23 protein-coding genes are annotated in these 21,724 nt (G+C 55.2%); 17 read left to right on the top strand and 6 right to left on the bottom strand.

Annotated elements, in window-relative coordinates:
• Positions 1 to 63: 63 nt before the first annotated feature.
• The 5 genes from rsmE to metK all read right to left on the bottom strand — a co-directional run bounded on the left by rsmE (position 64) and on the right by metK (position 5,173).
• The gene (gene rsmE, locus MUU46_RS04910; RefSeq protein WP_258964952.1) at positions 64 to 795 is read right to left on the bottom strand and encodes a 16S rRNA (uracil(1498)-N(3))-methyltransferase; all 732 of its coding nucleotides are present in this window, start codon (positions 793 to 795) and stop codon (positions 64 to 66) included.
• Positions 796 to 815: 20 nt separating this feature from the next.
• Positions 816 to 1,550 (bottom strand): deoxyribonuclease I, encoded by a 735-nt coding sequence (gene endA, locus MUU46_RS04915; protein ID WP_159758553.1) that lies wholly within the window; start codon positions 1,548 to 1,550, stop codon positions 816 to 818.
• Positions 1,551 to 1,645: 95 nt separating this feature from the next.
• Positions 1,646 to 2,146: a SprT family zinc-dependent metalloprotease gene (locus tag MUU46_RS04920; protein WP_258964953.1), complete on the bottom strand. Its 501-nt coding sequence runs from the start codon at positions 2,144 to 2,146 to the stop codon at positions 1,646 to 1,648.
• A 75-nt stretch (positions 2,147 to 2,221) separates the two neighbouring features.
• On the bottom strand, positions 2,222 to 3,616 hold the full coding sequence (locus MUU46_RS04925; protein WP_258964954.1) for a sugar porter family MFS transporter: 1,395 nt from the start codon (positions 3,614 to 3,616) through the stop codon (positions 2,222 to 2,224).
• Between the two features lie 402 nt (positions 3,617 to 4,018).
• Positions 4,019 to 5,173: a methionine adenosyltransferase gene (metK, locus tag MUU46_RS04930; RefSeq protein WP_159758547.1), complete on the bottom strand. Its 1,155-nt coding sequence runs from the start codon at positions 5,171 to 5,173 to the stop codon at positions 4,019 to 4,021.
• 422 nt (positions 5,174 to 5,595) lie between these two features.
• On the opposite strand from metK, the gene yqgG reads away from it, so the two are divergent.
• From yqgG to speB, 4 genes are all read left to right on the top strand, one after another.
• Positions 5,596 to 5,739, top strand: a complete 144-nt coding sequence (yqgG, locus tag MUU46_RS23040; RefSeq protein WP_445326597.1) for a small protein YqgG — start codon at positions 5,596 to 5,598, stop codon at positions 5,737 to 5,739.
• Between the two features lie 90 nt (positions 5,740 to 5,829).
• Positions 5,830 to 5,976: an acid stress response protein YqgB gene (gene yqgB, locus MUU46_RS04935; protein ID WP_159758637.1), complete on the top strand. Its 147-nt coding sequence runs from the start codon at positions 5,830 to 5,832 to the stop codon at positions 5,974 to 5,976.
• A complete protein-coding gene (gene speA, locus MUU46_RS04940) occupies positions 5,969 to 7,945 on the top strand; it encodes a biosynthetic arginine decarboxylase (protein WP_159758545.1) in 1,977 nt (658 codons plus the stop codon). The genes yqgB and speA overlap by 8 nt, the downstream gene beginning before the upstream one ends.
• A gap of 150 nt (positions 7,946 to 8,095) precedes the next feature.
• On the top strand, positions 8,096 to 9,016 hold the full coding sequence (gene speB / locus MUU46_RS04945; protein ID WP_159758543.1) for an agmatinase: 921 nt from the start codon (positions 8,096 to 8,098) through the stop codon (positions 9,014 to 9,016).
• A gap of 3 nt (positions 9,017 to 9,019) precedes the next feature.
• On the opposite strand, the gene MUU46_RS04950 is transcribed toward speB, so the two are convergent.
• Positions 9,020 to 10,231 (bottom strand): MFS transporter, encoded by a 1,212-nt coding sequence (locus MUU46_RS04950; protein ID WP_258964955.1) that lies wholly within the window; start codon positions 10,229 to 10,231, stop codon positions 9,020 to 9,022.
• Positions 10,232 to 10,658: 427 nt separating this feature from the next.
• On the opposite strand from MUU46_RS04950, the gene MUU46_RS04955 reads away from it, so the two are divergent.
• The 13 genes from MUU46_RS04955 (at position 10,659) to MUU46_RS05015 (ending at position 21,721) form a co-directional block, all read left to right on the top strand.
• Complete coding sequence (locus tag MUU46_RS04955; RefSeq protein WP_159773963.1) at positions 10,659 to 10,982, top strand: Rieske (2Fe-2S) protein; 324 nt, start codon at positions 10,659 to 10,661, stop codon at positions 10,980 to 10,982.
• Positions 10,979 to 11,287 carry a recombinase-like helix-turn-helix domain-containing protein gene (locus MUU46_RS04960; protein WP_258964956.1) on the top strand — a complete coding sequence of 103 codons (309 nt, stop codon included), beginning with the start codon at positions 10,979 to 10,981 and terminating at the stop codon, positions 11,285 to 11,287. The genes MUU46_RS04955 and MUU46_RS04960 overlap by 4 nt, the downstream gene beginning before the upstream one ends.
• Before the next feature lie 10 nt (positions 11,288 to 11,297).
• On the top strand, positions 11,298 to 12,320 hold the full coding sequence (locus tag MUU46_RS04965; RefSeq protein ID WP_258964957.1) for a Rieske 2Fe-2S domain-containing protein: 1,023 nt from the start codon (positions 11,298 to 11,300) through the stop codon (positions 12,318 to 12,320).
• A complete protein-coding gene (locus MUU46_RS04970) occupies positions 12,320 to 13,069 on the top strand; it encodes an SDR family oxidoreductase (RefSeq protein ID WP_258964958.1) in 750 nt (249 codons plus the stop codon). Before MUU46_RS04965 ends, MUU46_RS04970 begins: the two co-directional genes overlap by 1 nt.
• Positions 13,070 to 13,083: 14 nt before the next feature.
• Positions 13,084 to 13,872, top strand: coding sequence for an IclR family transcriptional regulator (locus MUU46_RS04975; RefSeq protein WP_258964959.1), 789 nt, complete (start codon positions 13,084 to 13,086; stop codon positions 13,870 to 13,872).
• A gap of 88 nt (positions 13,873 to 13,960) precedes the next feature.
• Positions 13,961 to 14,887 (top strand): VOC family protein, encoded by a 927-nt coding sequence (locus MUU46_RS04980; protein WP_258964960.1) that lies wholly within the window; start codon positions 13,961 to 13,963, stop codon positions 14,885 to 14,887.
• Positions 14,884 to 16,080: an NAD(P)/FAD-dependent oxidoreductase gene (locus MUU46_RS04985; RefSeq protein WP_258964961.1), complete on the top strand. Its 1,197-nt coding sequence runs from the start codon at positions 14,884 to 14,886 to the stop codon at positions 16,078 to 16,080. The genes MUU46_RS04980 and MUU46_RS04985 overlap by 4 nt, the downstream gene beginning before the upstream one ends.
• A gap of 26 nt (positions 16,081 to 16,106) precedes the next feature.
• Complete coding sequence (locus MUU46_RS04990) at positions 16,107 to 17,363, top strand: MFS transporter (protein WP_258964962.1); 1,257 nt, start codon at positions 16,107 to 16,109, stop codon at positions 17,361 to 17,363.
• A 10-nt stretch (positions 17,364 to 17,373) separates the two neighbouring features.
• Positions 17,374 to 17,904, top strand: a complete 531-nt coding sequence (locus tag MUU46_RS04995) for a cupin domain-containing protein (RefSeq protein ID WP_258964963.1) — start codon at positions 17,374 to 17,376, stop codon at positions 17,902 to 17,904.
• A 9-nt stretch (positions 17,905 to 17,913) separates the two neighbouring features.
• Positions 17,914 to 18,684, top strand: coding sequence for an alpha/beta fold hydrolase (locus MUU46_RS05000; protein ID WP_258964964.1), 771 nt, complete (start codon positions 17,914 to 17,916; stop codon positions 18,682 to 18,684).
• On the top strand, positions 18,668 to 19,462 hold the full coding sequence (locus MUU46_RS05005; protein ID WP_258964965.1) for an SDR family oxidoreductase: 795 nt from the start codon (positions 18,668 to 18,670) through the stop codon (positions 19,460 to 19,462). The genes MUU46_RS05000 and MUU46_RS05005 overlap by 17 nt, the downstream gene beginning before the upstream one ends.
• Positions 19,463 to 19,471: 9 nt before the next feature.
• Complete coding sequence (locus tag MUU46_RS05010; protein WP_258964966.1) at positions 19,472 to 20,242, top strand: aspartate dehydrogenase; 771 nt, start codon at positions 19,472 to 19,474, stop codon at positions 20,240 to 20,242.
• A gap of 9 nt (positions 20,243 to 20,251) precedes the next feature.
• Positions 20,252 to 21,721 (top strand): aldehyde dehydrogenase, encoded by a 1,470-nt coding sequence (locus tag MUU46_RS05015; RefSeq protein WP_258964967.1) that lies wholly within the window; start codon positions 20,252 to 20,254, stop codon positions 21,719 to 21,721.
• The last annotated feature ends 3 nt before the right edge of the window (positions 21,722 to 21,724 follow it).

A 21,724-nucleotide genomic window follows, 5' to 3' on the forward strand; every position in this document is an offset into this window, starting at 1 on the left:
TACGTGAAAATGTGCGCACTACCGAAAGCCAGAATGGCAAAAAAGATAGCCTTGTAGCAGTTTTTAGCCCAGATCGCCAAAGCGCACTTGCAGTGCGGTAATGGCGGTGAGCGCCGTGGTCTCAGTACGCAGAACGCGAGGTCCTAACAGAATATCAGTAAACGCATAGCGGGCGGTCATGGCAATTTCATCTGCCGATAATCCGCCTTCCGGGCCGATGAGCAAACGCACGCGCTCAACGGGCTGCGGCAGCGTGTTGATGCTGGCGCTGGCGCGCGGATGCAGATTGAGCTTTAGCCCACTTTCTTCTTCTGCGCACCACTGTTCCAGCGTCATCGCCGGGCGAATTTCCGGGACCACGTTACGGCCGGACTGTTCGCAGGCGGCGATGGCAATTTTCTGCCATTGCTGGAGCTTCTTGTTCAGTCGTTCAGCATCCAGTTTAACGCCACAGCGCTCGGAAAAGAGTGGCGTAATGAGGCTTACACCCAGTTCGATCGATTTCTGAATAGTGAATTCCATTTTTTCACCGCGCGACATCACCTGCCCGAGGTGAATGTGCAACGGCGATTCACGATCGTCGGTCTCGGCGCTCAGCACATTGACCCGCACGCTCTTTTTATCGGCCTGAATAATCTCGGCTTCAAAAACCTGGTTGCTGCCGTCAAACAGCTGAATGGCCTGGCCAGTACTCATGCGCAGCACGCGTCCCACGTGATTGGCGGCGTCTTCGCTCAGGGCAATCTCGCTGCCAGCGGTAATAAACTCAGGGTGATAGATGCGGGGAATGCGCATAGTCTCAGGATTTCCGGATATCAGTTAACGTTTGACGCTAGTGTAGGGTAGCTCTTTTGCGCCTGGCAAGCCTGCTGGACGTAAGGGTTGTGATTCCCTTGTACTCTGGCGATGCGCTCGTCACGCGTACACTCCCAGGCGCTGACCGGATACTGCTTGTCCCATGCGGTGAACAGCTGCGTTTGCTGGCGAGAAAGCGGGAGTTTGTACTGGTCGCGCATATAGAAGTAGGTGCGGGCGATGGCCCCACGTGCGCGTGCCGGCGGTTCGGCGATTTTGTCTTTAAAATCGACCTTCATTGAACACTGGCCGTACTGGCCTTCGCCGCCGTTCCACTGACTGTACATAAAGTTGTTCCGATCACCGTTCACTTCGCCGACCGCGGGCTGCAGGTTATGCATGTCGCTTTCGATTTTGCGATATACCGGATCTTTGGCGCAGTTTTTACGTCCGCCGTCCTGCCAGCACTGCATCAGATGACCGAACTGCCAGGCCGGCATTACGTGTTCCCATTCGACGCGGCTGGCGCGGGTTTCATTTTTACGCACTTTATAACCGCAGGATCCCAGGTCGATTACGCCTTTTTTGCCCTGCCAGTTGATTTTACAGCCGCAGTAAAAATCGCCGGGAACGTCAGCGTTGACCTTCACACCGGCGGTTTTTGCCTGTGAAAAACTGTTGATACCGTCGGCCAATGCCTGGCCTGAAAGGGCAGTGGCAAAAAAAGCCAACGCCAGAAGAGATTTACGGGACATCAGGAACTCCGTGTCAAAACGAGCCCGCAACGTAGCGAATGCTGTTGCCAGATGCAATCAGCTAGATCAGAAAAACTTCCAGTAATTTCCGAAGGTTACTTTTCAGCCACCAAAGGCGTGCCGCAGTGCACGCAGCGATAAACAGCTTCGCCGCGCAGAACGCGATTGTGGCGGCGTACGGTGAGCTGATGCTGCTGACAGCCGCAGCGATAGGGAAAGGTATTTTTGCGCACGGATTCCAGTTCGAACTGATGTGTGCGGCGGGCGGGGACGCCGAGCACGCTCTCCATCATCCACTTCCACTCTTTTCCGTGTGGGGCCACGCGACCAAAACGCTTCCAGACCAGTAAATGCGCCAGTTCGTGCGGTACCACTTCGTCGATAAACGCCTGCTGATTCTCCATCAACAGCACGGGGTTTAGGCGGATTTCATAACTTTCCAGCCAGGCCGTGCCTGCGGAAGTGCCGCGCTGTTGCCAGGTCAGTTTTGGCTCAGGGTATTCGCGGCCGAGCGTCAGATTCGCCTGGGCGAGTTTTTCCCGCAGGCTGCGCATAACGGCTTGCTGAATGGCGATGGGGAGGCGAGGGGTTTTCATAACGCAGAAGGATAAAGCCGGGAAACGGGGAGTGCAAGAGAAGGCTTCCCTCCTGGCGGAGGGAAGCCCGGGAACTTAGTTATGCGCACCGATCTCGCGCAGACGACGGCCTTTCATCAGGTTGCGTTCGATGTGTTCCAGCGACACGTGTTTGGTTTCTGGAACCAGCCACAAGGTCAGGACGATGAAGAAGAGGTTCAGCCCGCCGTATACCCAGAAGGTGTTGGCGTTGCCGAGCGAGTTCAGCATAGTCAGGAAGGTTGCACCGACAATCATGTTGGCAATCCAGTTGGTCGCGGTAGAGCAGGTGATACCAAAATCACGCCCTTTCAGCGGCTGGATTTCCGAGCACAGAACCCAAATCAGCGGACCGGCACTCATGGCGAAGCCAACGATAAACATCAGTAGCATCGCAACCGCAAAGTATTGTGCACTCGGGGTATGGATGCCGTTATGCATCATGGTACCCAGCACGCCCATACCGACCGCCATCACCAGGAAGCCCAGTACCAGCGTAGGTTTACGACCCCATCTGTCCACCAGACCGATAGCAATAAAGGTCGCCAGCACGTTGGTCAAACCGACGATCACCGTGCCCCACATCTGCTCGGTAGTATTGGTGTAACCCGCCAGTTCGAAGATTTTCGGCGCGTAGTACATGATGACGTTCATCCCGGTGAACTGTTGCATGACCTGCAGCAGCACGCCAAGAAACACCGCGCGGCGGAAGTTGCTGTTCTCTTTAAACAGCGCCCAGCCGGACTGTTTGATCTTCAGGCTTTCGCGGATCTCTTCCAGCTCCTGTTTCGCTTCGGCGCTGGTATCACGCAAGCGTTGCAGGACGCGTTCGGCATCGTTGAAGCGACGTTTAGCAGCGTACCAGCGCGGGCTGTCCGGCAGGAAGAACACACCAATCAGCAGCAGGATTGCCGGGATGATGATAACGCCGAGCATCCAGCGCCATGCGCCGCTGTAGCTGAACGCCGTATCGGACAGATAGGCCGCGAGAATTCCGATGGTAATCATCAGCTGATACATCGAAATCATACTGCCGCGAATTTTCTCCGGCGCGATTTCAGACAGGTAGAGCGGCGCGGTGTAAGACGCTACGCCGACTGCGAGGCCGAGCAGCACGCGTGACATCAACAGTATTTCTACGTTCGGCGCAGCAGCGGAGCACAGCGACCCGAGCACGAACAGAACCGCACCAATCATTAGGCTCTTTTTACGCCCAAGACGATAGGAGAGCCAGCCGCTGCCGACGGCACCGACGGCGGCACCGAACATCATCGAGCTGACGACCCATTCCTGAGTGTGCGAGTCAATCTGGAAATCATGGGCGATAAACGGCAACGCGCCGGCAATCACACCGATATCAAGGCCGAACAGTAATCCCGCCAGGGCTGCGAGAAAACAGACGAAGAACGTTATGGCCTTGTTGGAATATCCCTGTTTTTTATTGTCAGGCATTATGCCCTCCAGTTGGGTTATTAGTCTCATCAATGTAAAGGTTAGGTTAGGAGGGCGTGAAAAGATGTGAGATAAATCACATTGGTGTAATCGGTTACATAAGTGTCATGTTATGTAAATTGAGTAAATTATTAAAAATCATGAGGATAGGTGTTTGGTTGGGGTGGCAAAGAATACAGAATTCAGACTTAACTGAAATGAAATGTAACGGAAGGCAATGTTTCATCATGCAAAGCGAATAATCTCAAAAATAAGCAATGAATCCACATGTAATCGCTTTCATTAAAAAGTAGTCAGAGAATTTTAGTATAGACAGAGCGGGAGAAAGGCGATGGCGTTTTGCGCAGGCAGAAATGCAAAAGGCCAGCACGAGACTGGCCTTTGAAGGGTAAAAGCAACGGTTTATTTCAGACCGGCAGCTTCACGCAGCACATCGGCTTTGTCGGTTTTTTCCCACGGGAAATGTTCGCGACCAAAGTGACCGTATGCAGCGGTTTCTTTGTAGATTGGGTGCAGCAGGTCCAGCATCTGAATCAGGCCGTATGGACGCAGGTCGAAGAACTCACGTACCAGCAGGGTCAGCTGCTCAGTCGATACTTTTTCAGTGCCGAAGGTTTCGACCATGATGGAGGTCGGCTCTGCAACGCCGATAGCGTAGGACACCTGAATTTCACAACGGTCAGCCAGACCCGCAGCAACGATGTTTTTCGCTACATAACGTGCGGCATACGCTGCTGAACGGTCAACTTTAGACGGATCTTTACCGGAGAACGCGCCGCCACCGTGACGAGCCATACCGCCGTAGGTATCAACGATAATCTTACGACCGGTCAGACCACAGTCACCCATTGGACCGCCAATAACGAAGCGTCCGGTTGGGTTGATGAAGAATTTGGTCGCGCTGTTCAGCCACTCAGTCGGCAGAACTGGTTTGATTATCTCTTCCATCACTGCTTCCTGCAGGGATTTCTGATCGATATCTTCAGCGTGCTGAGTAGACAGAACGACCGCATCGATGCCGACGATTTTACCGTCGTCATACTGGAAGGTTACCTGGCTTTTTGCATCCGGACGCAGCCATGACAGGGTGCCATTTTTACGCACTTCAGCCTGACGCTGCACCAGACGGTGTGCGTAAGTGATTGGCGCTGGCATCAACACGTCGGTTTCGTTGGTCGCGTAGCCAAACATCAAGCCCTGATCGCCTGCACCCTGCTCAAGCGGGTCAGCACGGTCAACGCCCTGGTTGATATCCGGAGACTGCTTACCAATCGCGCTCAGTACCGCGCAAGAATTGGCATCAAAGCCCATATCGGAATGCACATAGCCAATTTCGCGCACCGTGTTACGGGTGATCTCTTCGATATCAACCCACGCGCTGGTGGTGATTTCACCACCGACCATAACCATGCCGGTTTTGACGTAAGTTTCGCAAGCAACGCGTGCTTTAGGATCCTGCTCGAGGATCGCATCGAGTACGGCATCGGAGATTTGGTCAGCAATTTTGTCTGGATGCCCTTCAGATACGGACTCGGACGTAAAGAGGTGTTTTGCCATTTTTTATTTCACCTGGAAAGAATTTGGTTAGCGCAAACTGTTGTAGATAAAGACTTTGATAGATGTTTCGACCAAAGGCTGCAGGTAAACCTACTAACAGTCTGGGTGTTAATCAGTATAGATGGATTAACATCTGGATGGCTATTTTAGGTCAGATATTCGCCCGATTTCCAGTTTTTTTTGAGATGCGTCTCATCTGAGCCGCTTTTGCGCTGGAAATTTTTCCTGACAGCGGTGGAAGAGTGCGCATTTTTATTTTGCTTTTTACCCCGGTTCTCGGTATAAAACGCCGCGCGCGGCTCTCCTAAAAAGCGCATGACGAAATCTGTCGTGTCGCCACTTCCAGCCGGGTTAAGCAGTGTAATTTTTGGCTTTGGCTTGTCGCTGGCCCCGAAGGGTTGGCGTGGAGGTGATACGACATAATGAACCAGCGTTTTTTGCAGACTCAGTCATGCCATTCAGGCGTGCGTTTATACCCCGCAACTTTTTTCTCTTCGATAAATACCTGCCGAAGTTATTCCCATTCGGGCACATCTCAGGACTCCAGGGCCGGCAAGGCGCTGTGATAATGGGACTTGGGCGCTCCTGTTCGTAAGGGGTTTTCTCGTGGTTTCTCCGGCGGTCCTACAAACCCCGGGTCTATGTTTTACAATTATATGAACATGAAACCGGTCGCGCAGGCGGACGTTCAGCATACTCTGCTGGAACAGACGGCTGTTTATGGGTTGTTATCGCTTTATAACATTGCGATAGTAGTCAACTGTTTTACACTTTCGACAACATTTGAGGTTCGCTATGTCTGACGACATGTCTTTTTCTTCCCCTTCGTCAGCCGGCGAGCAGGGTGTACTACGTTCCATGCAGGAGGTGGCAATGAGCTCTCAGGAAGCCAGCAAGATGCTGCGGACTTACAACATTGCCTGGTGGGGCAATAATTACTACGACGTGAACGAACTGGGCCATATCAGCGTTTGTCCCGATCCTGATGTCCCAGACGCACGCGTAGACCTCGCTAAGCTTGTTAAAGCTCGCGAAGCGCAAGGACAGCGACTGCCTGCATTATTCTGTTTCCCGCAGATCCTGCAACATCGCCTGCGTTCGATTAACGCTGCGTTCAAGCGTGCGCGTGAATCTTATGGCTATAACGGCGACTACTTCCTCGTTTACCCGATCAAGGTAAACCAGCATCGCCGTGTGATTGAGTCCCTTATCCATTCGGGCGAACCTCTGGGTCTGGAAGCCGGTTCCAAAGCGGAACTGATGGCGGTTCTGGCACACGCAGGTATGACCCGCAGCGTTATCGTCTGTAATGGCTACAAAGACCGCGAATATATTCGTCTGGCGCTGATCGGCGAGAAGATGGGCCACAAGGTCTATCTGGTTATCGAGAAGATGTCTGAGATTGCGCTGGTCCTGGAAGAAGCCGAGCGTCTGAATGTGACCCCGCGCCTCGGTGTGCGTGCACGTCTGGCTTCTCAGGGTTCAGGTAAATGGCAGTCTTCCGGCGGCGAAAAATCCAAATTCGGCCTGGCGGCAACTCAGGTGTTGCAGCTGGTAGAAACTCTGCGCGAATGCGGTCGTCTGGATAGTCTTCAACTGCTGCACTTCCACCTCGGTTCGCAGATGGCGAACATTCGCGATATAGCCACCGGCGTACGTGAATCTTCCCGTTTTTACGTTGAGCTGCATAAGCTCGGCGTTAACATTCAGTGCTTCGATGTCGGCGGTGGTTTGGGCGTGGACTACGAAGGAACCCGCTCGCAGTCTGACTGCTCGGTCAACTATGGCCTGAATGAGTACGCGAACAACATTATCTGGGCTATCGGTGATGCCTGCGAAGAGAACGGTTTGCCACACCCAACGGTGATTACCGAGTCCGGCCGCGCCGTGACCGCGCACCACACGGTTCTGGTGTCGAACATCATCGGTGTTGAGCGCAACGAATACACCACCCCAGTTGCCCCGGCTGAAGATGCGCAGCGCGCGCTGCAAAGCATGTGGGAAACCTGGCAGGAAATGGGTGAACCGGGCGGACGTCGTTCACTGCGCGAATGGCTGCATGACAGCCAGATGGACCTGCATGATATTCACATTGGTTATTCTTCCGGCACCTTTAATTTGCAGGAACGCGCCTGGGCAGAGCAGCTTTATCTGAGCATGTGTCACGAAGTGCAGAAACAGCTCGACCCAAGCAACCGTGCGCACCGTCCGATCATTGATGAGCTGCAGGAACGTATGGCGGATAAGATTTACGTCAACTTCTCGCTGTTCCAGTCTATGCCGGATGCATGGGGTATCGATCAGCTGTTCCCGGTCTTGCCGTTGGAAGGGCTGAATCAAGTGCCGGAACGTCGTGCTGTGCTGCTGGATATCACCTGTGACTCTGACGGTGCTATCGATCATTACATCGACGGTGACGGGATTGCCACCACCATGCCAATGCCGGAATACGATCCGGAGGACCCGCCGATGCTGGGCTTCTTTATGGTTGGTGCCTATCAGGAAATTCTGGGCAACATGCATAACCTTTTCGGCGATACCGAAGCGGTGGACGTGTTTGTCTTCCCTGATGGTAGCGTGGAAGTGGAGCTTTCCGATGAAGGCGACACCGTGGCGGATATGCTGGAATACGTGCAGCTAGACCCGAAAAAACTGCTGACGCAGTTCCGTGACCAGGTAAAACAGACCGATCTTGACGATGCGCTGCAGCAGCAGTTCCTCGAAGAGTTTGAAGCTGGTTTGTATGGCTATACTTATCTGGAAGACGAATAAAACAGGGCGCTTGACCCGGTCAAAATTTTGACGATAATTTGCCCTAACAAGCTGTAAAACGAAAAATTCCCTTCCTCGTCGGGCCTAACGACGCGGAGGGGATTTTTTTTCATCTTTTTTTCATACACGACGGTTAAAGAGGTCATTTCCATGAGCACTTTGGGTCATCAGTACGACAACTCTCTGGTATCTAACGCCTTTGGTTTTCTGCGTTTGCCGCTGAACTTCCAGCCTTACGATAGCGACGCCGACTGGGTTATCACCGGTGTGCCGTTTGATGCGGCGACTTCTGGGCGTGCGGGCGGGCGTCATGGTCCAGCGGCTATCCGTCAGGTGTCTACCAACCTGGCGTGGGAGCACAACCGCTTCCCGTGGAACTTCGACATGCGCGAACGTCTGAATGTTGTGGACTGCGGTGACCTGGTTTACGCGTTCGGCGATGCCCGTGAAATGAGCGAGAAGTTGCAGGCCCACGCAGAACGCCTGCTGGCAAATGGCAAACGCATGCTGTCCTTCGGCGGCGACCACTTCGTGACACTGCCATTGTTGCGCGCGCACGCAAAACACTTCGGTAAAATGGCGCTGGTACATTTCGATGCGCATACCGATACTTACGCGAACGGCTGCGAATTTGACCACGGCACCATGTTCTTCACCGCGCCGAAAGAAGGTTTGATCGACCCAAATCACTCGGTGCAGATTGGTATTCGTACCGAGTTCGACAAAGATAACGGCTTTACCGTGCTGGATGCAGCACAGGTGAACGACCGCGGTGTGGACGATATTCTTGAGCAGGTGAAAAAGATCGTCGGTGATATGCCGGTGTATCTGACCTTTGATATCGACTGTCTGGATCCGGCGTTTGCGCCGGGTACCGGTACGCCGGTAATCGGCGGTCTGACGTCGGATCGCGCGATCAAACTGGTTCGCGGTCTGAAAGATCTGAACATCGTTGGTATGGACGTAGTGGAAGTGGCTCCGGCTTACGATCAGTCAGAGATCACCGCACTGGCCGCGGCGACGCTGGCGCTGGAAATGCTGTACATCCAGGCAGCGAAGAAAGGCGAGTAAGTCTCAGGCACTTGCTGCTGCTGCGCGACGCATGCGCAGCAGCAGCATGCTGCCGGCAACCAGAGTCACCATCTGCGATGCCACCAGCACCGAAAATCCGGAACTGACCGATCCCGCCGATTTCATCACCATGCCCATCAGAAGCGGAATAAACGCAGCACAGATATTGCCTATGCCATTGATTATCCCATAAGCGCTGCCTACGGCTTGTCGCGGCGCATGATGCTGCACCACTGCTGGTATCGCAGCCCCCTGTAGACCCCAGAAAATATTAGCTGACAGCATAAACAGCGCCAGCAGCGCCGGTTGCTGACTGAGCATCAGCGCCAGTACTGAAAAGGCCGTCAGGGCTCCACCGATGATAAACATCAGTGGTGCCTGTTCCGGGCGCATCTTATCGAGCAAGACACCGCCAAGAAATTTAGAGCCCAGGCTGAGCAGAAAAGGGATCGCGGCCAAGAAGCCGGTGGCCTGCAAGGAAAAGTGGTGTTCATCTCGCAGCCAGGCTGGAAGCCAGGCACTGCTGCCCCACAGATAGCTGAGGGTGGCAATTTCAACCAACAGGATCCAGCCGAGGAGAGGGGTATGCCAGGCCAGGAGCCAGGTTTGCTGAAAACCAGCGTTACTGTTTTTCGGCATAGCGACGGGGGTGGGCAGGAAGCGCCAAATCAGTCCGCCGCCGAGCACCAGGTTCAGTACCGCCAGACTATAAAACGATCCCATCCATCCCTGGTGGGCGACTAAAAAAGTGACCAGCGGAAACCCGACGGCCAGCCCCAAAGAGACGCCCAATGCGGTGACGGCATTGGGTTTGCCAATCTCTTCAGCTGCAAAGTTATCGCTGATAAAACGCGTTTTAAGTGAAAACAGCGGACCTTCCGCGACACCCAGAATAATGCGGGCGACCAGCATCCCCATCAGCGAACCCAGCAACGGTGAAATCGCGCAGACTACCGCCCAGATAGCGATGCTGGCTAACAATCCCTGTCGGTAATTCCACTGACTTTCTATTACCGGTGTTAAGAGTAATGCTGAAAAACCATAACCCAGAAGAAAACAGGTCATCAGCATTCCCTGTAACATTCTGTTTTCATTTAACTGGAAATGGGCGGCAAAATCTGGATTCAGTATCATTACTGAAATATTTACCCGATCGATATAAGAAATAATAATTAACAATAGTAATGCTATTGTCCCCTGCCATTTTGTGGTCATCTTTATTTTTTCTCCCAGTCATCGAACAATCAACATTGTTATTTTTAAATAGTGGTGATAGTCACGCAGGTAAAATGATTCACCAGTGAAACTCATTGTTTTAATTCAATAAATTAAAGATTGGTTTCACTGGTGAAACGTTATGTAGCGTGGCATTTATCATTTTTAATAACGATCTAGAAAAGAAGTCAATAGTCATTTTCGAAAATTAAATGGCCAGGTTAATTTATTCTCATACTGTGCTTTGAATATCACGACTTCCACTTTCCGTCCTTTTTCGTGATCGGTTGCACAATTAGCTCATTAAATAGCGGGCGATTAACAAATCCTTCACATTGCCGCTTGACGAAAGAGTGAACGCTTTTATATTGACCGTATTAAATAAGAAACAGAGTTTCATATATGAAACAAGGCCTGGAGGATCGTAATGAGCTGGATAGGCGTATGTGACGCAGAGCAGGTACAGGAAGATTTCCCTTATAGCGGCAACATCGACGGTAAAGAAATCGGCATTTATCTGATTGAGGGGGAGTATTACGCGTTGGAAGACGTATGTCCCCATGCCTATGCGCTGTTAAGCCAAGGTTTTGTGGAAGACGGCAAGGTCGAATGTCCGCTGCATGAAGCGGTATTCGATGTGAAAACCGGCCAGTGTCTGCATGGCCCAGGTGGCCGTAACCTCAATCGTTACCCGGTTCGGGTATTCGATAATCAGATCCAGATTACTTTTATCGAGGAGAGCGTGGCATGAGCGAAACCCTGAACTTCAACCCGGCGCTGCCGGAAAGCCGCCAGTTTACGCCACCCGCTGAAGGCGGGAATGGCAATATTCATAAGCCCGGCGACTATCACAATCTTATCTGGCAGACCCGCAGCCGCGTCCCGGAAAACTGGGAGCTGCACCTTATCGCCACCCTCGAAACGCTGTTTGAACAGGGAGCGGAGAGTCTGGCGCAACTGACAGAAGGGCTGAATGCGCTGAAGATGCACGATCAGCAAGGCGAGCCCTGGAGCGAAGCCAGCTTTCAGGCTTTTTTGCAGGTGAACGGTTACTGAGGACACAGCGATGACGACAACGGTACAAAACTATCTCGATAAAGGGTTACGTGGCCTGTGGTATCCGGTGCTGGCAAGCTGGGAAGTGCAATCCGCACCGGTCGGCATTACCCGTCTCGGCGAACAAATTGTGGTGTGGCGTAATAAAGACGGTCAGCTTCAGGCGCTGGAAGACCGCTGCCCGCACCGCGGTGCTCGCCTGTCGATGGGCTGGAACCTCGGCGACCGTATCGCCTGCTGGTATCACGGCGTGGAAGTGGCCGGTAACGGCGAAGTGAAAGATGTTCCGGCGGTGGACAAATGTCCGCTGGTGGGCCAGCAGTGCGTACGTAGCTACAGTGTTCAGGAAGCGCATGGGGCGATCTTCCTGTGGTTTGGTGTTACGGCCGATCAGCCGCCGGAGGAGCTCACCTTCCCGCAAGAGCTGGCTGACAACGACAAATACAGCAATTTCCTCTGCACCGCCGCCTGGAAGTGCAACTATCAGTACGCGTTGGAAAACGTCATGGACCCGATGCATGGCACTTACCTGCACTCATCTTCGCACTCGATGGCGGAAGGAGAGCGTAAAGCGGAGATGGTACTCCAGCCGACGAAAACCGGTTTTATCTTCGAGAAGAAAGGCCAAAGTGGCGTGAACTTCGACTGGGTAGAGCTGGGTAACAGCGGCGCTTACTGGATGCGGCTGTCTATTCCGTACAAAAAGCGCTTTGGGCCTGGTGGACACTTCTGGATTGTCGGAATGGTGGTGCCGGAAGATAACGACAACTGCCGGGTCTTTTTCTGGCGTATTCGTGGTGTGCAGGGCTGGCAGCGTGATTTATGGCGCTTTATGTACCGCAACCGCCTGGAAAAACTGCACTGGGAAGTGCTGGAGCAGGACCGTGTAGTTCTGGAAAGCCTCGCGCCCAATGCCCGCGATCACGAATACCTGTATCAGCACGATGTGGGCCTTTCCCGCCTGCGCCGCATGATGCAAAAAGCGGCTAAAGAGCAACTGGCTGCGCGCGAAGAACAGCAGGGAGCCGCCTAATGAACGGGCTGTTAAACGGTAAGCGTCTGGTGGTCACTGGCGCGGCGCGCGGCCTGGGCTTTCATTTTGCCAAAGCCTGCGCAGAGCAGGGGGCAGAGGTGGTGATGTGCGACATCCTGCAGGGCGAGCTGGCGGAAAGCGCCCATCGTCTGCGCGAGCAGGATTATCGAATCGAATCGCAGTTTATCGATCTGGCCGATGCGCACTCCATCACCGAGGCTTTTCGCGCGATCGGCGAGCAGGGGAAGATCGATGGTCTGGTGAATAACGCCGCGATGGCTACTGGCGTCGGCGGCAAAGATATGATCGATTACGATCCGAGTCTGTGGGATCGGGTGATGTCAGTTAACGTCAAAGGCACCTGGCTGGTGACTCGGGCGGCGGTGCCATTGTTGCGTGAAGGCGCAGGCATCGTGAACGTCGCCTCCGATACCGCATTGTGGGGCGCACCACGGCTGATGGCCTATGTCGCCAGCAAAGGGGCAGTGATCGCCATGACCCGCTCAATGGCCCGTGAGCTTGGCGAAAAGCGTATCCGTATCAATGCGATAGCCCCCGGTCTGACCCGCGTTGAAGCGACGGAATATGTTCCCGTCGAGCGTCATCAGCTGTACGAAAATGGTCGTGCGTTAAGCGGCGCTCAGCAGCCGGAAGACGTTACTGGCAGTGTGGTGTGGCTGTTAAGCGATCTGTCGCGGTTTATCACCGGGCAGCTGATTCCGGTCAACGGTGGATTTGTTTTCAACTAAAAAAGCGAGGCGGTATGGCAAACGATCAGGAAGTGAAATACCTGGTGCCGGGGCTGGAGCGAGGACTACAGCTGCTTCTGGCATTTGGCGAACAGCATCGCGATCTGACCTTTGCCGAGCTGCACCGGCTGGTAGATATGCCGAAAGCGACCGCCTATCGCGTGGTGCAGACACTGGAGTATATGGGTTTTCTGGAGCGTAATTCACGCACTAACACCTTCTCGCTTGGGATGAACGTGCTGCGTCTTGGTTTTGAGTACATTGCGTCGCTGGATGTGGCACAGGTCGGCCAGCCGGTAATTGAGCAACTGCGAGATACCAGCCAGTGCAGCAGCCATCTGGCGATCCGTGATGGACGGGACATTATCTACATCGCCCGCGTCAGCGCCGCCGGTTCACGCATCAATCAGGTCAGTATTGGCACGCGTCTGCCGGTTCACTGTACGTCGCTGGGTCGCATGCTGCTGACCGATGTCTCACGCAGCGATTTTGAACTGCTGTTTCCCGAGGAGCAACTGCCAGGCAATACGCCGGGACAACACCATGACCGTGAAACGCTGTGGCAGATGGTGCAGCAGGATAAAGCGCGCGGCTATGTGATTGGTGAATCCTTCTACCGTCATGGTATCTCCTCCATTGTCTACCCGGTCTACGATCGCAGCGGTCGAGTAGCGGCGGTGGTGAGCATTCTCGTGCCGTCGGATGAGATCCCTCAAACCGACAGGGAACGGCTGCAAAACGACGTCAGCATCGCGGCGGATAAAATTTCTGGCTTTTTAGGGTATCTGTCACAAGCCAGTTAAATCAATACGTTAATGGCAGGCGCTTGATTGCGTCGGGCATGTTTTACGCCCAAATCTGGGCGACAGAACAGTAAAGAGGCTACGAACAATGAGTGTAACCGGAATTGAAAAGCTGGAATTTGGTGTCGACGATCTGAACCATTGCGCCAAATTTATGCGTGATTTTGGCCTGACGGGCGATGCTAGCGGCCAGCGTTTTACGACCCTAAGCGGTGCGCGGGTGGAACTGAACCCGACTCAGAGCCCGGACTTGCCGCCGGCCTTTGAAGCAGGCAACACGTTACGCCGTATGACCTGGGGCGTAGCGGACCAGGCTGCGCTGGATGCGCTGCGACCTAAGTTGGCACAACAGCCGGCTTTTCGTGAGGTAGACGGCGCGCTGGAGTGTCAGGATCCGAACGGTATGACGCTGCGTGTGCAGGTCAGCCAACAAACCGCAGTGGATCTTGATGTCGAGCCGATTAACCAGTGGGGCGATGTGAGGCGAATTGATACGCCAAGTCCGGTTTATGATCGTGCGCAGCCGATCAACGTCGGTCATGTTGTGTTCTTCGTTGAAGAGCTGGCCGCGGTTGAAACGTTCTACCGTGAAGTGCTCGGTTTCCAGGTTTCAGACCGCTATATCAACCGGGCGGTATTCCTGCGCTGTGGCGTGCGCGGCGGTCACCATAACCTCTTTTTATTACAGTTACCTAACCGCAAACGAGGTCTTAATCACGTTGCCTTCACCGTGCGCGATATCCATGAAGTGATTGGCGGTGGTATTGCGATGAACAAAAACACCTGGAGCACCTTTATCGGTCCGGGTCGCCATCCGGTCTCTTCCGCCTATTTCTGGTACGTCAACAGCCCGACTGGCGGCGCATTTGAGTACTACACCAACGATGATTTTCTGACCGAGAACTGGCAGCCGCGCGAGCTGGAACATTCGCTGGTCTCCTTTACCGAATGGGCGGTGGAAGGCGGCATCGACCACGATACCCGCCGTCAGCAGAAAAAACCGGAGGCGGTATGACGGCGCGGATAGTGATTATCGGCGGTGGTCAGGCGGGCGGCTGGGCGGCGAAAACGCTGCGTGACGAAGGTTACGACGGTGAAATTTGCGTCATTGCTGAAGAGCCATGGGATTTCTATGAGCGTCCTCCACTGTCAAAGGCGACATTGCTGGAGGTTGAAGCGGCGCTGCCAAGGCTGTTTAGCGAGGAGGTCCAGCAAGCGTTAAACCTTAACTGGTATCGCCCACTACGCGCTGAATCCATTGATCGTGAAGAAAAAACCATACGCCTGAGTAATGGCGAGCGGCTCGGCTACGACAAACTGCTGATTGCCACCGGCGGTCGGGCTCGTTTGCCAGGCGAAGAATGGGCGAAACACCCGCAGGTTTACACCCTGCGCCACTGGCAGGATGCGCAGCGTCTGAAACAGCGGCTGACAGCCCTCTCGCGTCTGGGAATTGTTGGCGGCGGCTGGATTGGTCTTGAAATTGCCGCATCAGCGCGAAAGAGCGGCGTGGACGTCACCGTATTTGAACAGCAACCGGCGCTGTGTATGCGCTCGGTGAGCGGCGACGTGTCGCAGGAACTGGCACGCGTCCATCGTGCACAGGGCGTTGAGATCCGCAGTGGCTGTGGTGCGCTTGAGCTGGAAGAGCGTGATGGTCTGCCGGTTATCCACTGCGACGGCCAGCGTGAAGCTTTTGATGCAGTGGTGGTAGGGATTGGCGTTGATCTCAATCTTGAGCTGGCGCATGAGGCGGGGCTGGCCGTTGAGCGCGGGATCGTCGTTAATGCGCAGGGCCAGACCACCGATCCGGCTATTTTTGCAGCGGGGGATGTGGCTCAGCATCACCAGTATGGTCTGTGCATTCAGTCGTGGGCATTCGCCCAGAACCAAGCGATCGCGACGGCTAAAGCGATGCTGGATCCGCAGGCTGCGGGCTATGACGAAGCGCCGTGGCTGTGGTCGGATCAATACGGGCACAACATTCAGATCCTCGGGATCCCGCAACCAGGCATCCGGACGGTGGTGAGGGAGGATCCCAAAGGGTCGCTATTTTTCTCGATCGACGCTGACGGTCGCCTCAGTCAACTGGTGGCGTTTAACGATCCACGGACCGTCAAACTGGCGAAGCGCTGGATGGCAGCAGGACGGGATCTTTCTGCCGTACCGCTCGATGACCTGACCTTTTCGCTGATGTCATTGCGATAACACTCGCGCACCCTTAAGGGGGAGAGATGACCACATTAGAGACAAACGCCGCGCCGATCGAGGCAAGCGGTGAGGGCGTCCGTACGCCTGAAAAAGCGGTCCGCTGGGCAATTCCGTTGTCATTGCTGGCCTGCGTGCTGCTGGCGTTTTTTGACAAGATAAGCATTGCCGCGCTGTTTTCCGACAGCCATTTCCAGCAGGCGATGGGCATTGATTTTGACACCACGCGGCTCGGCATTTTGATGAGTGCGTTCTTGCTAAGCTACGGTTTTTCGTCGGTATTGCTGAGCGGATTAGGTGATCGTATCGCCCCGCAGCGCCTGCTTACCGGGATGATGGTGGTGTGGTGCCTCTTAATGGTGATGATGGGCTTCACGCATAACTACACGGCGATGGTCACCCTGCGCATTTTGCTCGGTATCGCTGAAGGGCCGCTATTCCCGCTGGCGTTCGCGGTTGTCCGCCATACCTTTCCGCAGCGGCTACAGGCGCGCGCGACCATGTTGTGGCTGCTTGGTACGCCAGTCGGTGCGGCTATTGGCTTTCCGCTGTCGATATGGCTACTCAACACCTTTGGCTGGCAGAGCACCTTCTTTGTGATGGCGATGCTGACGCTTCCGGTGCTGTTTTTGGTGCGTATCGGGCTGCGCGGCATTCAGCTGGAGAACAAAACAGCCGGAACGAAGGTGTCGCAGGAGGCGCGGCGTGCCGCGCGTCGCGAGTTGTTTGTGAGCTCCCATTTCTGGCTCATCTGTATTTTTAATATCGCCTTCCTGACCTATCTGTGGGGCATTAACGGTTGGTTGCCTGGCTATCTGATCAAAGGCAAAGGTATCCATCTGGAACATGCCGGGTGGCTGTCGTCGATGCCGTTTATTGCCATGCTGGTGGGCGAAGTGATTGGCGCCTGGCTCTCTGACCGTGTCGATAAACGTGCCGCTGCCTGCTTTATTTCGTTGGCCGGGGCCGCTGTGGGTCTGGTCGCCGTGATGCACTTGAGTACGCCGCTGACGATCATTGCGGCGATGAGCTTTAGCACCTTCATGTGGGGCACTGGTGCCCCCAACATCTTCGCGCTGTTGGCGAAGGCGACTCATCCCCGGGTCAGCGCCACCGCGGGAGGCATTTTCAACGGGCTGGGAAACTTTGCAGGCGCTTTGTCGCCGGCGGTGATGGGGGCGCTTATCGCCTTCACCCACAGCATGGATTCCGGGATGATTTTTCTGGCGGTGATGGCGGCTGTGGGCTGCGTCCTGTTACTGCCACTGCTGAGACGTTACTGAGGATAAAACGATGACTGATTCAACCGTAACTGCAAAACAGGGTATCAAACCTGAGCATCTGACGATGGAGGAGTGGGTGGAGTCGCGTATCGCGCGCTTTGAAGGACGTAAATATGACTGGAATGCGCTGAAATTCCAGGCCGATTTTGACCCTAAATATCGTCGGGCCCAGATGCGTTATATCGGTACCGGTGCTACTGGCGTTGCCAGCGACACCAATACCATCGCCGCAGAGAATTTCACTTTCTCCACCATGGTGTTGCCATCGAAATGCGAGGGGCCGCTGCACCTGCATGATGACGTGGAAGAGGTGTTTTTCATGCTCAAAGGGCAGATAACGCTGATGATTCAGGACGGTGACCGCTATACCGAAACTGTACTGCGTGAGCGTGACCTGATTTCTGTACCGGCGGGCGTCTATCGTGGGTTGTTTAACCACGGTGAAGAAGAGGCGCTGATGTGCGTCATGCTGGGCACCAGAAAGCCCAACATCCCGACCTACCCGGAAGATCATCCGCTGTCAAAAGTAAAACGTAATTAAGGAGGCGATATGACGGGTTTTCGTGAACAAGGGCACGGCACGCCGTTGATGCTGCTCCACGGTATCAGCTCCGGTGCAGCCTCCTGGCATAAACAGATGGCGCTGTCTGGCTACCGTGTACTGGCCTGGGATATGCCTGGTTATGGCGAAAGCCCGATGCTACCGGGTAAGCATGCTGATGCGGGCGAGTATGCCGATGCGCTGGCGATGATGCTGGACCATGCCGGCGTTCAGCAAGCGGTGCTGGTGGGCCATTCCCTTGGCGCACTGGTGGCCAGCGCCTTTGCGGCAAAGTATCCCCAGCGTGTGCTGCACCTGATTTTAGCCGATGCCGCACAAGGCTACGGCCAGGCAGCGCCTGAGCAGCGGGAAAAAGTCTGGCACGGACGCCAGCAGCAAATGGCGATGGGCACAGCCGTTCTGGCGCAAACTCGGGCAGCGAAGTTGCTGCATCCGTGCGCGGACGACGCTGATATTGCCACTGTGGCTTCCGGAATGCGTCAACTCCACCGCGAGGGCTATCTTGCCGCGGCATGGATGCTGGCGCATGACGATATTCACCGCTGGCTTGGTCATTATCGTGGCCGGTTTGAAGTGTGGTGTGGCGAACAGGACGCTATTACTCAGCCGGAACTGGTACAGGGGCTGGCGCTACGTTATGGCATGCCATACACCACCATCCCGCGAGCCGGGCATGCCAGCTATCTCGATAACGAGACCTTTTTTAATCAACAGCTTTTACGGGTAGGGGAAGAGGTGCGCGATGAATGCACAAATTGAAGGGCGTGTAGCGGTAGTCACCGGAGGATCGTCAGGGATTGGTTTTGAAACCTTGCGTCTGCTGCTGGGGGAAGGGGCGAAAGTGGCCTTCTGTGGCCGCAACGCGGACCGACTGGCCAGTGCTCATGCGGCACTGCAAAACGAGTATCCCGGAGCGAACATTTTTTCTTACCGCTGCGACGTGCTGCAAGAAACAGAGGTACAGGACTTTGCCGCGGCGGTGGCAAGCCGTTTTGGCGCCACCGATATGCTGATTAACAACGCCGGGCAGGGCTACGTGGCGCATTTTGCCGATACGCCACGCGAGGCGTGGCTGCGCGAAGCGGAGCTGAAACTGTTCGGTGTAATTAATCCGCTAAAGGCCTTCCAGGCGCAGCTGGAGCAGTCTGATATAGCGTCGGTTACCTGCGTGAATTCACTGCTGGCGCTGCAGCCTGAAGAACACATGATTGCGACCTCTGCTGCCCGCGCGGCGCTGCTGAATATGACGCTTACGCTGTCAAAGGAATTAGTGGGGAAAGGCATTCGCGTCAACTCGATTCTGTTGGGGATGGTGGAATCCGGGCAGTGGCAGCGACGTTTTGAAAACCGCACGGATAAACATCAGAGCTGGCCCGAGTGGACGGCGGATATCGCCCGTAAGCGTGGGATCCCGATGGCACGTCTCGGCAAGCCGCAGGAGCCTGCACAGGCTCTGTTATTCCTCGCCTCGCCGCTGGCGTCGTTTACCACCGGTGCGGCGCTGGATGTCTCTGGCGGTTTTTGCCGTCACCTATAAGGAGATGTCATGAAAAAGATCATGCTGGTGGGCTACGGCGCAATGGCGCAGGCGGTGATTGAACGGCTGCCGACGCAAGTGGCGTTAGGCTGGATTGTGGCACGTGAAGCGCATCATGCGGCAATCCGCGCTCGCTTCGGTAACGCGGTGACGGTGCTCGACGACCCGCAAGCCTGCACAGAAAATCCAGATTTAGTCCTCGAGTGCGCCAGTCAGCAGGCGGTTGCGCAATATGCTGAAGCCATTCTCACACGCGGCTGGCATCTGGCGATCATCTCCACGGGTGCATTGGCTGATAGCGCGCTGGAACAGCGCCTCCAGCAGGCAGGCGGCAGGTTGACGCTGCTGTCAGGAGCGGTGGCTGGTATTGACGGACTGGTGGCAGCGAAAGAGGGGGGGCTTGCGCGAGTGACCTACCAGTCGCGCAAAAGCCCGGCCAGCTGGCGCGGCAGCTATGCCGAAATGTTGATTAACCTCAACGCGGTCAGTGAAGCGACAATCTTTTTTGAAGGTAGCGCCCGTGAAGCGGCGCGCCTGTTTCCGGCGAATGCCAACGTTGCGGCAACAGTGGCGTTGGGCGGTGTGGGGATGGACGACACCCGCGTACAACTGATGGTCGATCCGACGACCCAACGTAACACCCACACGCTGCATGTTGAAGGGCTGTTCGGTGAGTTTCACCTGGAACTGAGCGGACTGCCGCTGGCCAGCAACCCAAAAACATCGACCCTGGCGGCACTGAGCGCAGTTCGCGCCTGCCGTGAACTGGCACAACGCTGAGAGGCTGCAATGGATGAATTAACGATTTTTATCGGCGGTCATTGGCGCCACGGTAGCGGTAATGTGATGCACAGCCACTTTCCGGCGGATGGCTCGGTGAATGCCACGCTCCATGCGGCGAGTCTCGACGATCTGAAGGAGGCGATTACGGCGGCGGAGCGCGCCTGGCGCGAACCTGGCTGGCGCAACATGCTGCCTCACCTACGGGCAAAAATTCTGCATAAGGTGGCGGATATTATCGAATCCCGTATCGATGAACTGGCGCAGTTGCAAAGTCGGGACAACGGTAAACCACTAGCGGAAACGCACGGGCTGGTGATGAGCGCTGCGGGATGCGCCCGATATTTTGCGGCCGCCTGCGAATTGCTGGAAGGGGAGCTGCCCACCCCGCGTCAGGCGGATCTGCTGACGCTGAGTCGCTACGAACCGCTGGGCGTTGTGGCAGCGATCACCCCCTGGAACTCGCCGATCGCCAGCGAGATGCAAAAAGTGGCACCGGCGATCGCCGCCGGTAACGCGGTGATCCTTAAACCGGCGGAAGCGACGCCGCTGATGGCACTGGAGCTGGCGCGGATCTTCGAACAAGCCGGTTTACCCGCCGGGCTGCTGAGTGTGCTGCCGGGGAAAGGGTCGGTGATTGGCGACGCGCTGGCTCGTCATCCTCTGGTGCGCAAAATCTCGTTTACCGGCGGCACCAGCACCGGACGTCGGCTGGCGCACGTGGCAGCGGAAAAACTCATTCCGGCCTCGCTGGAGCTGGGAGGGAAATCACCGACCATCGTGCTGGAAGATGCCGATATTGAGCAGGCGGCGCGGGGCATTTGCTATGGCATTTTTAGCTCAGGTGGCCAGGCGTGTATCGCCGGTTCACGGCTGTTTGTGCATGAAAATGTCTACCCGCAGCTGATGACGCGTCTGCTGGAGCTGGCGCGTGGTTTACGGATAGGTCACCCGTTTGACGACGGCACACACATCGGGCCGCTGATCAATGAAAAGCATCGTGACAGCGTGCTGGAGTATGTCGAGCTGGCAAAACGTGAAGGTGGGAGGGTGTTGTGCGGCGGCGAGATCCCCGCGGATCCCGCGCTGGCGGCAGGCAGTTATTTCCAGCCTACCATCATCGAAGGACTGACGAACGGCGCGCGCGCCTGTCAGGAAGAGATCTTCGGTCCGGTGTTGGTGGCGATCTCCTTTCGCGATGATGAGCAACTGATTCGCGAAGCCAATGATTCTGTTTACGGCCTGGCGGCGGGCATCTGGACACGGGATAGCGGGCGGGCATTGCGCCTGAGCGATCGGCTGGAGGCTGGTACGGTATGGATAAACACCTACAAAGTTTTCTCTATCTCTACCCCGTTCGGGGGCTTTAAACAGAGCGGTCTGGGCCGCGAAAAAGGTATCCAGGGACTGAAAGGCTGGATGCAACAAAAGAGTATTTATCTGGCGACGGGTAATAGCGTCAACCATTGGTGCGACTAAGAA

The sequence above is a fragment of the Scandinavium tedordense genome (genome assembly GCF_024764965.1).
Classification (GTDB): Bacteria; Pseudomonadota; Gammaproteobacteria; order Enterobacterales; family Enterobacteriaceae; genus Scandinavium; species Scandinavium tedordense.

Bases quoted from the DNA above. Each gene is read 5' to 3' on its own strand.
- rsmE (WP_258964952.1), bottom strand. From the start codon at position 795: ATGCGCATTCCCCGCATCTATCACCCTGAGTTTATTACCGCTGGCAGC.
- endA (WP_159758553.1), bottom strand. From the start codon at position 1,550: ATGTCCCGTAAATCTCTTCTGGCGTTGGCTTTTTTTGCCACTGCCCTT.
- MUU46_RS04920 (WP_258964953.1), bottom strand. From the start codon at position 2,146: ATGAAAACCCCTCGCCTCCCCATCGCCATTCAGCAAGCCGTTATGCGC.
- MUU46_RS04925 (WP_258964954.1), bottom strand. From the start codon at position 3,616: ATGCCTGACAATAAAAAACAGGGATATTCCAACAAGGCCATAACGTTC.
- metK (WP_159758547.1), bottom strand. From the start codon at position 5,173: ATGGCAAAACACCTCTTTACGTCCGAGTCCGTATCTGAAGGGCATCCA.
- yqgG (WP_445326597.1), top strand. From the start codon at position 5,596: ATGAACCAGCGTTTTTTGCAGACTCAGTCATGCCATTCAGGCGTGCGT.
- yqgB (WP_159758637.1), top strand. From the start codon at position 5,830: ATGAACATGAAACCGGTCGCGCAGGCGGACGTTCAGCATACTCTGCTG.
- speA (WP_159758545.1), top strand. From the start codon at position 5,969: ATGTCTGACGACATGTCTTTTTCTTCCCCTTCGTCAGCCGGCGAGCAG.
- speB (WP_159758543.1), top strand. From the start codon at position 8,096: ATGAGCACTTTGGGTCATCAGTACGACAACTCTCTGGTATCTAACGCC.
- MUU46_RS04950 (WP_258964955.1), bottom strand. From the start codon at position 10,231: ATGACCACAAAATGGCAGGGGACAATAGCATTACTATTGTTAATTATT.
- MUU46_RS04955 (WP_159773963.1), top strand. From the start codon at position 10,659: ATGAGCTGGATAGGCGTATGTGACGCAGAGCAGGTACAGGAAGATTTC.
- MUU46_RS04960 (WP_258964956.1), top strand. From the start codon at position 10,979: ATGAGCGAAACCCTGAACTTCAACCCGGCGCTGCCGGAAAGCCGCCAG.
- MUU46_RS04965 (WP_258964957.1), top strand. From the start codon at position 11,298: ATGACGACAACGGTACAAAACTATCTCGATAAAGGGTTACGTGGCCTG.
- MUU46_RS04970 (WP_258964958.1), top strand. From the start codon at position 12,320: ATGAACGGGCTGTTAAACGGTAAGCGTCTGGTGGTCACTGGCGCGGCG.
- MUU46_RS04975 (WP_258964959.1), top strand. From the start codon at position 13,084: ATGGCAAACGATCAGGAAGTGAAATACCTGGTGCCGGGGCTGGAGCGA.
- MUU46_RS04980 (WP_258964960.1), top strand. From the start codon at position 13,961: ATGAGTGTAACCGGAATTGAAAAGCTGGAATTTGGTGTCGACGATCTG.
- MUU46_RS04985 (WP_258964961.1), top strand. From the start codon at position 14,884: ATGACGGCGCGGATAGTGATTATCGGCGGTGGTCAGGCGGGCGGCTGG.
- MUU46_RS04990 (WP_258964962.1), top strand. From the start codon at position 16,107: ATGACCACATTAGAGACAAACGCCGCGCCGATCGAGGCAAGCGGTGAG.
- MUU46_RS04995 (WP_258964963.1), top strand. From the start codon at position 17,374: ATGACTGATTCAACCGTAACTGCAAAACAGGGTATCAAACCTGAGCAT.
- MUU46_RS05000 (WP_258964964.1), top strand. From the start codon at position 17,914: ATGACGGGTTTTCGTGAACAAGGGCACGGCACGCCGTTGATGCTGCTC.
- MUU46_RS05005 (WP_258964965.1), top strand. From the start codon at position 18,668: ATGAATGCACAAATTGAAGGGCGTGTAGCGGTAGTCACCGGAGGATCG.
- MUU46_RS05010 (WP_258964966.1), top strand. From the start codon at position 19,472: ATGAAAAAGATCATGCTGGTGGGCTACGGCGCAATGGCGCAGGCGGTG.
- MUU46_RS05015 (WP_258964967.1), top strand. From the start codon at position 20,252: ATGGATGAATTAACGATTTTTATCGGCGGTCATTGGCGCCACGGTAGC.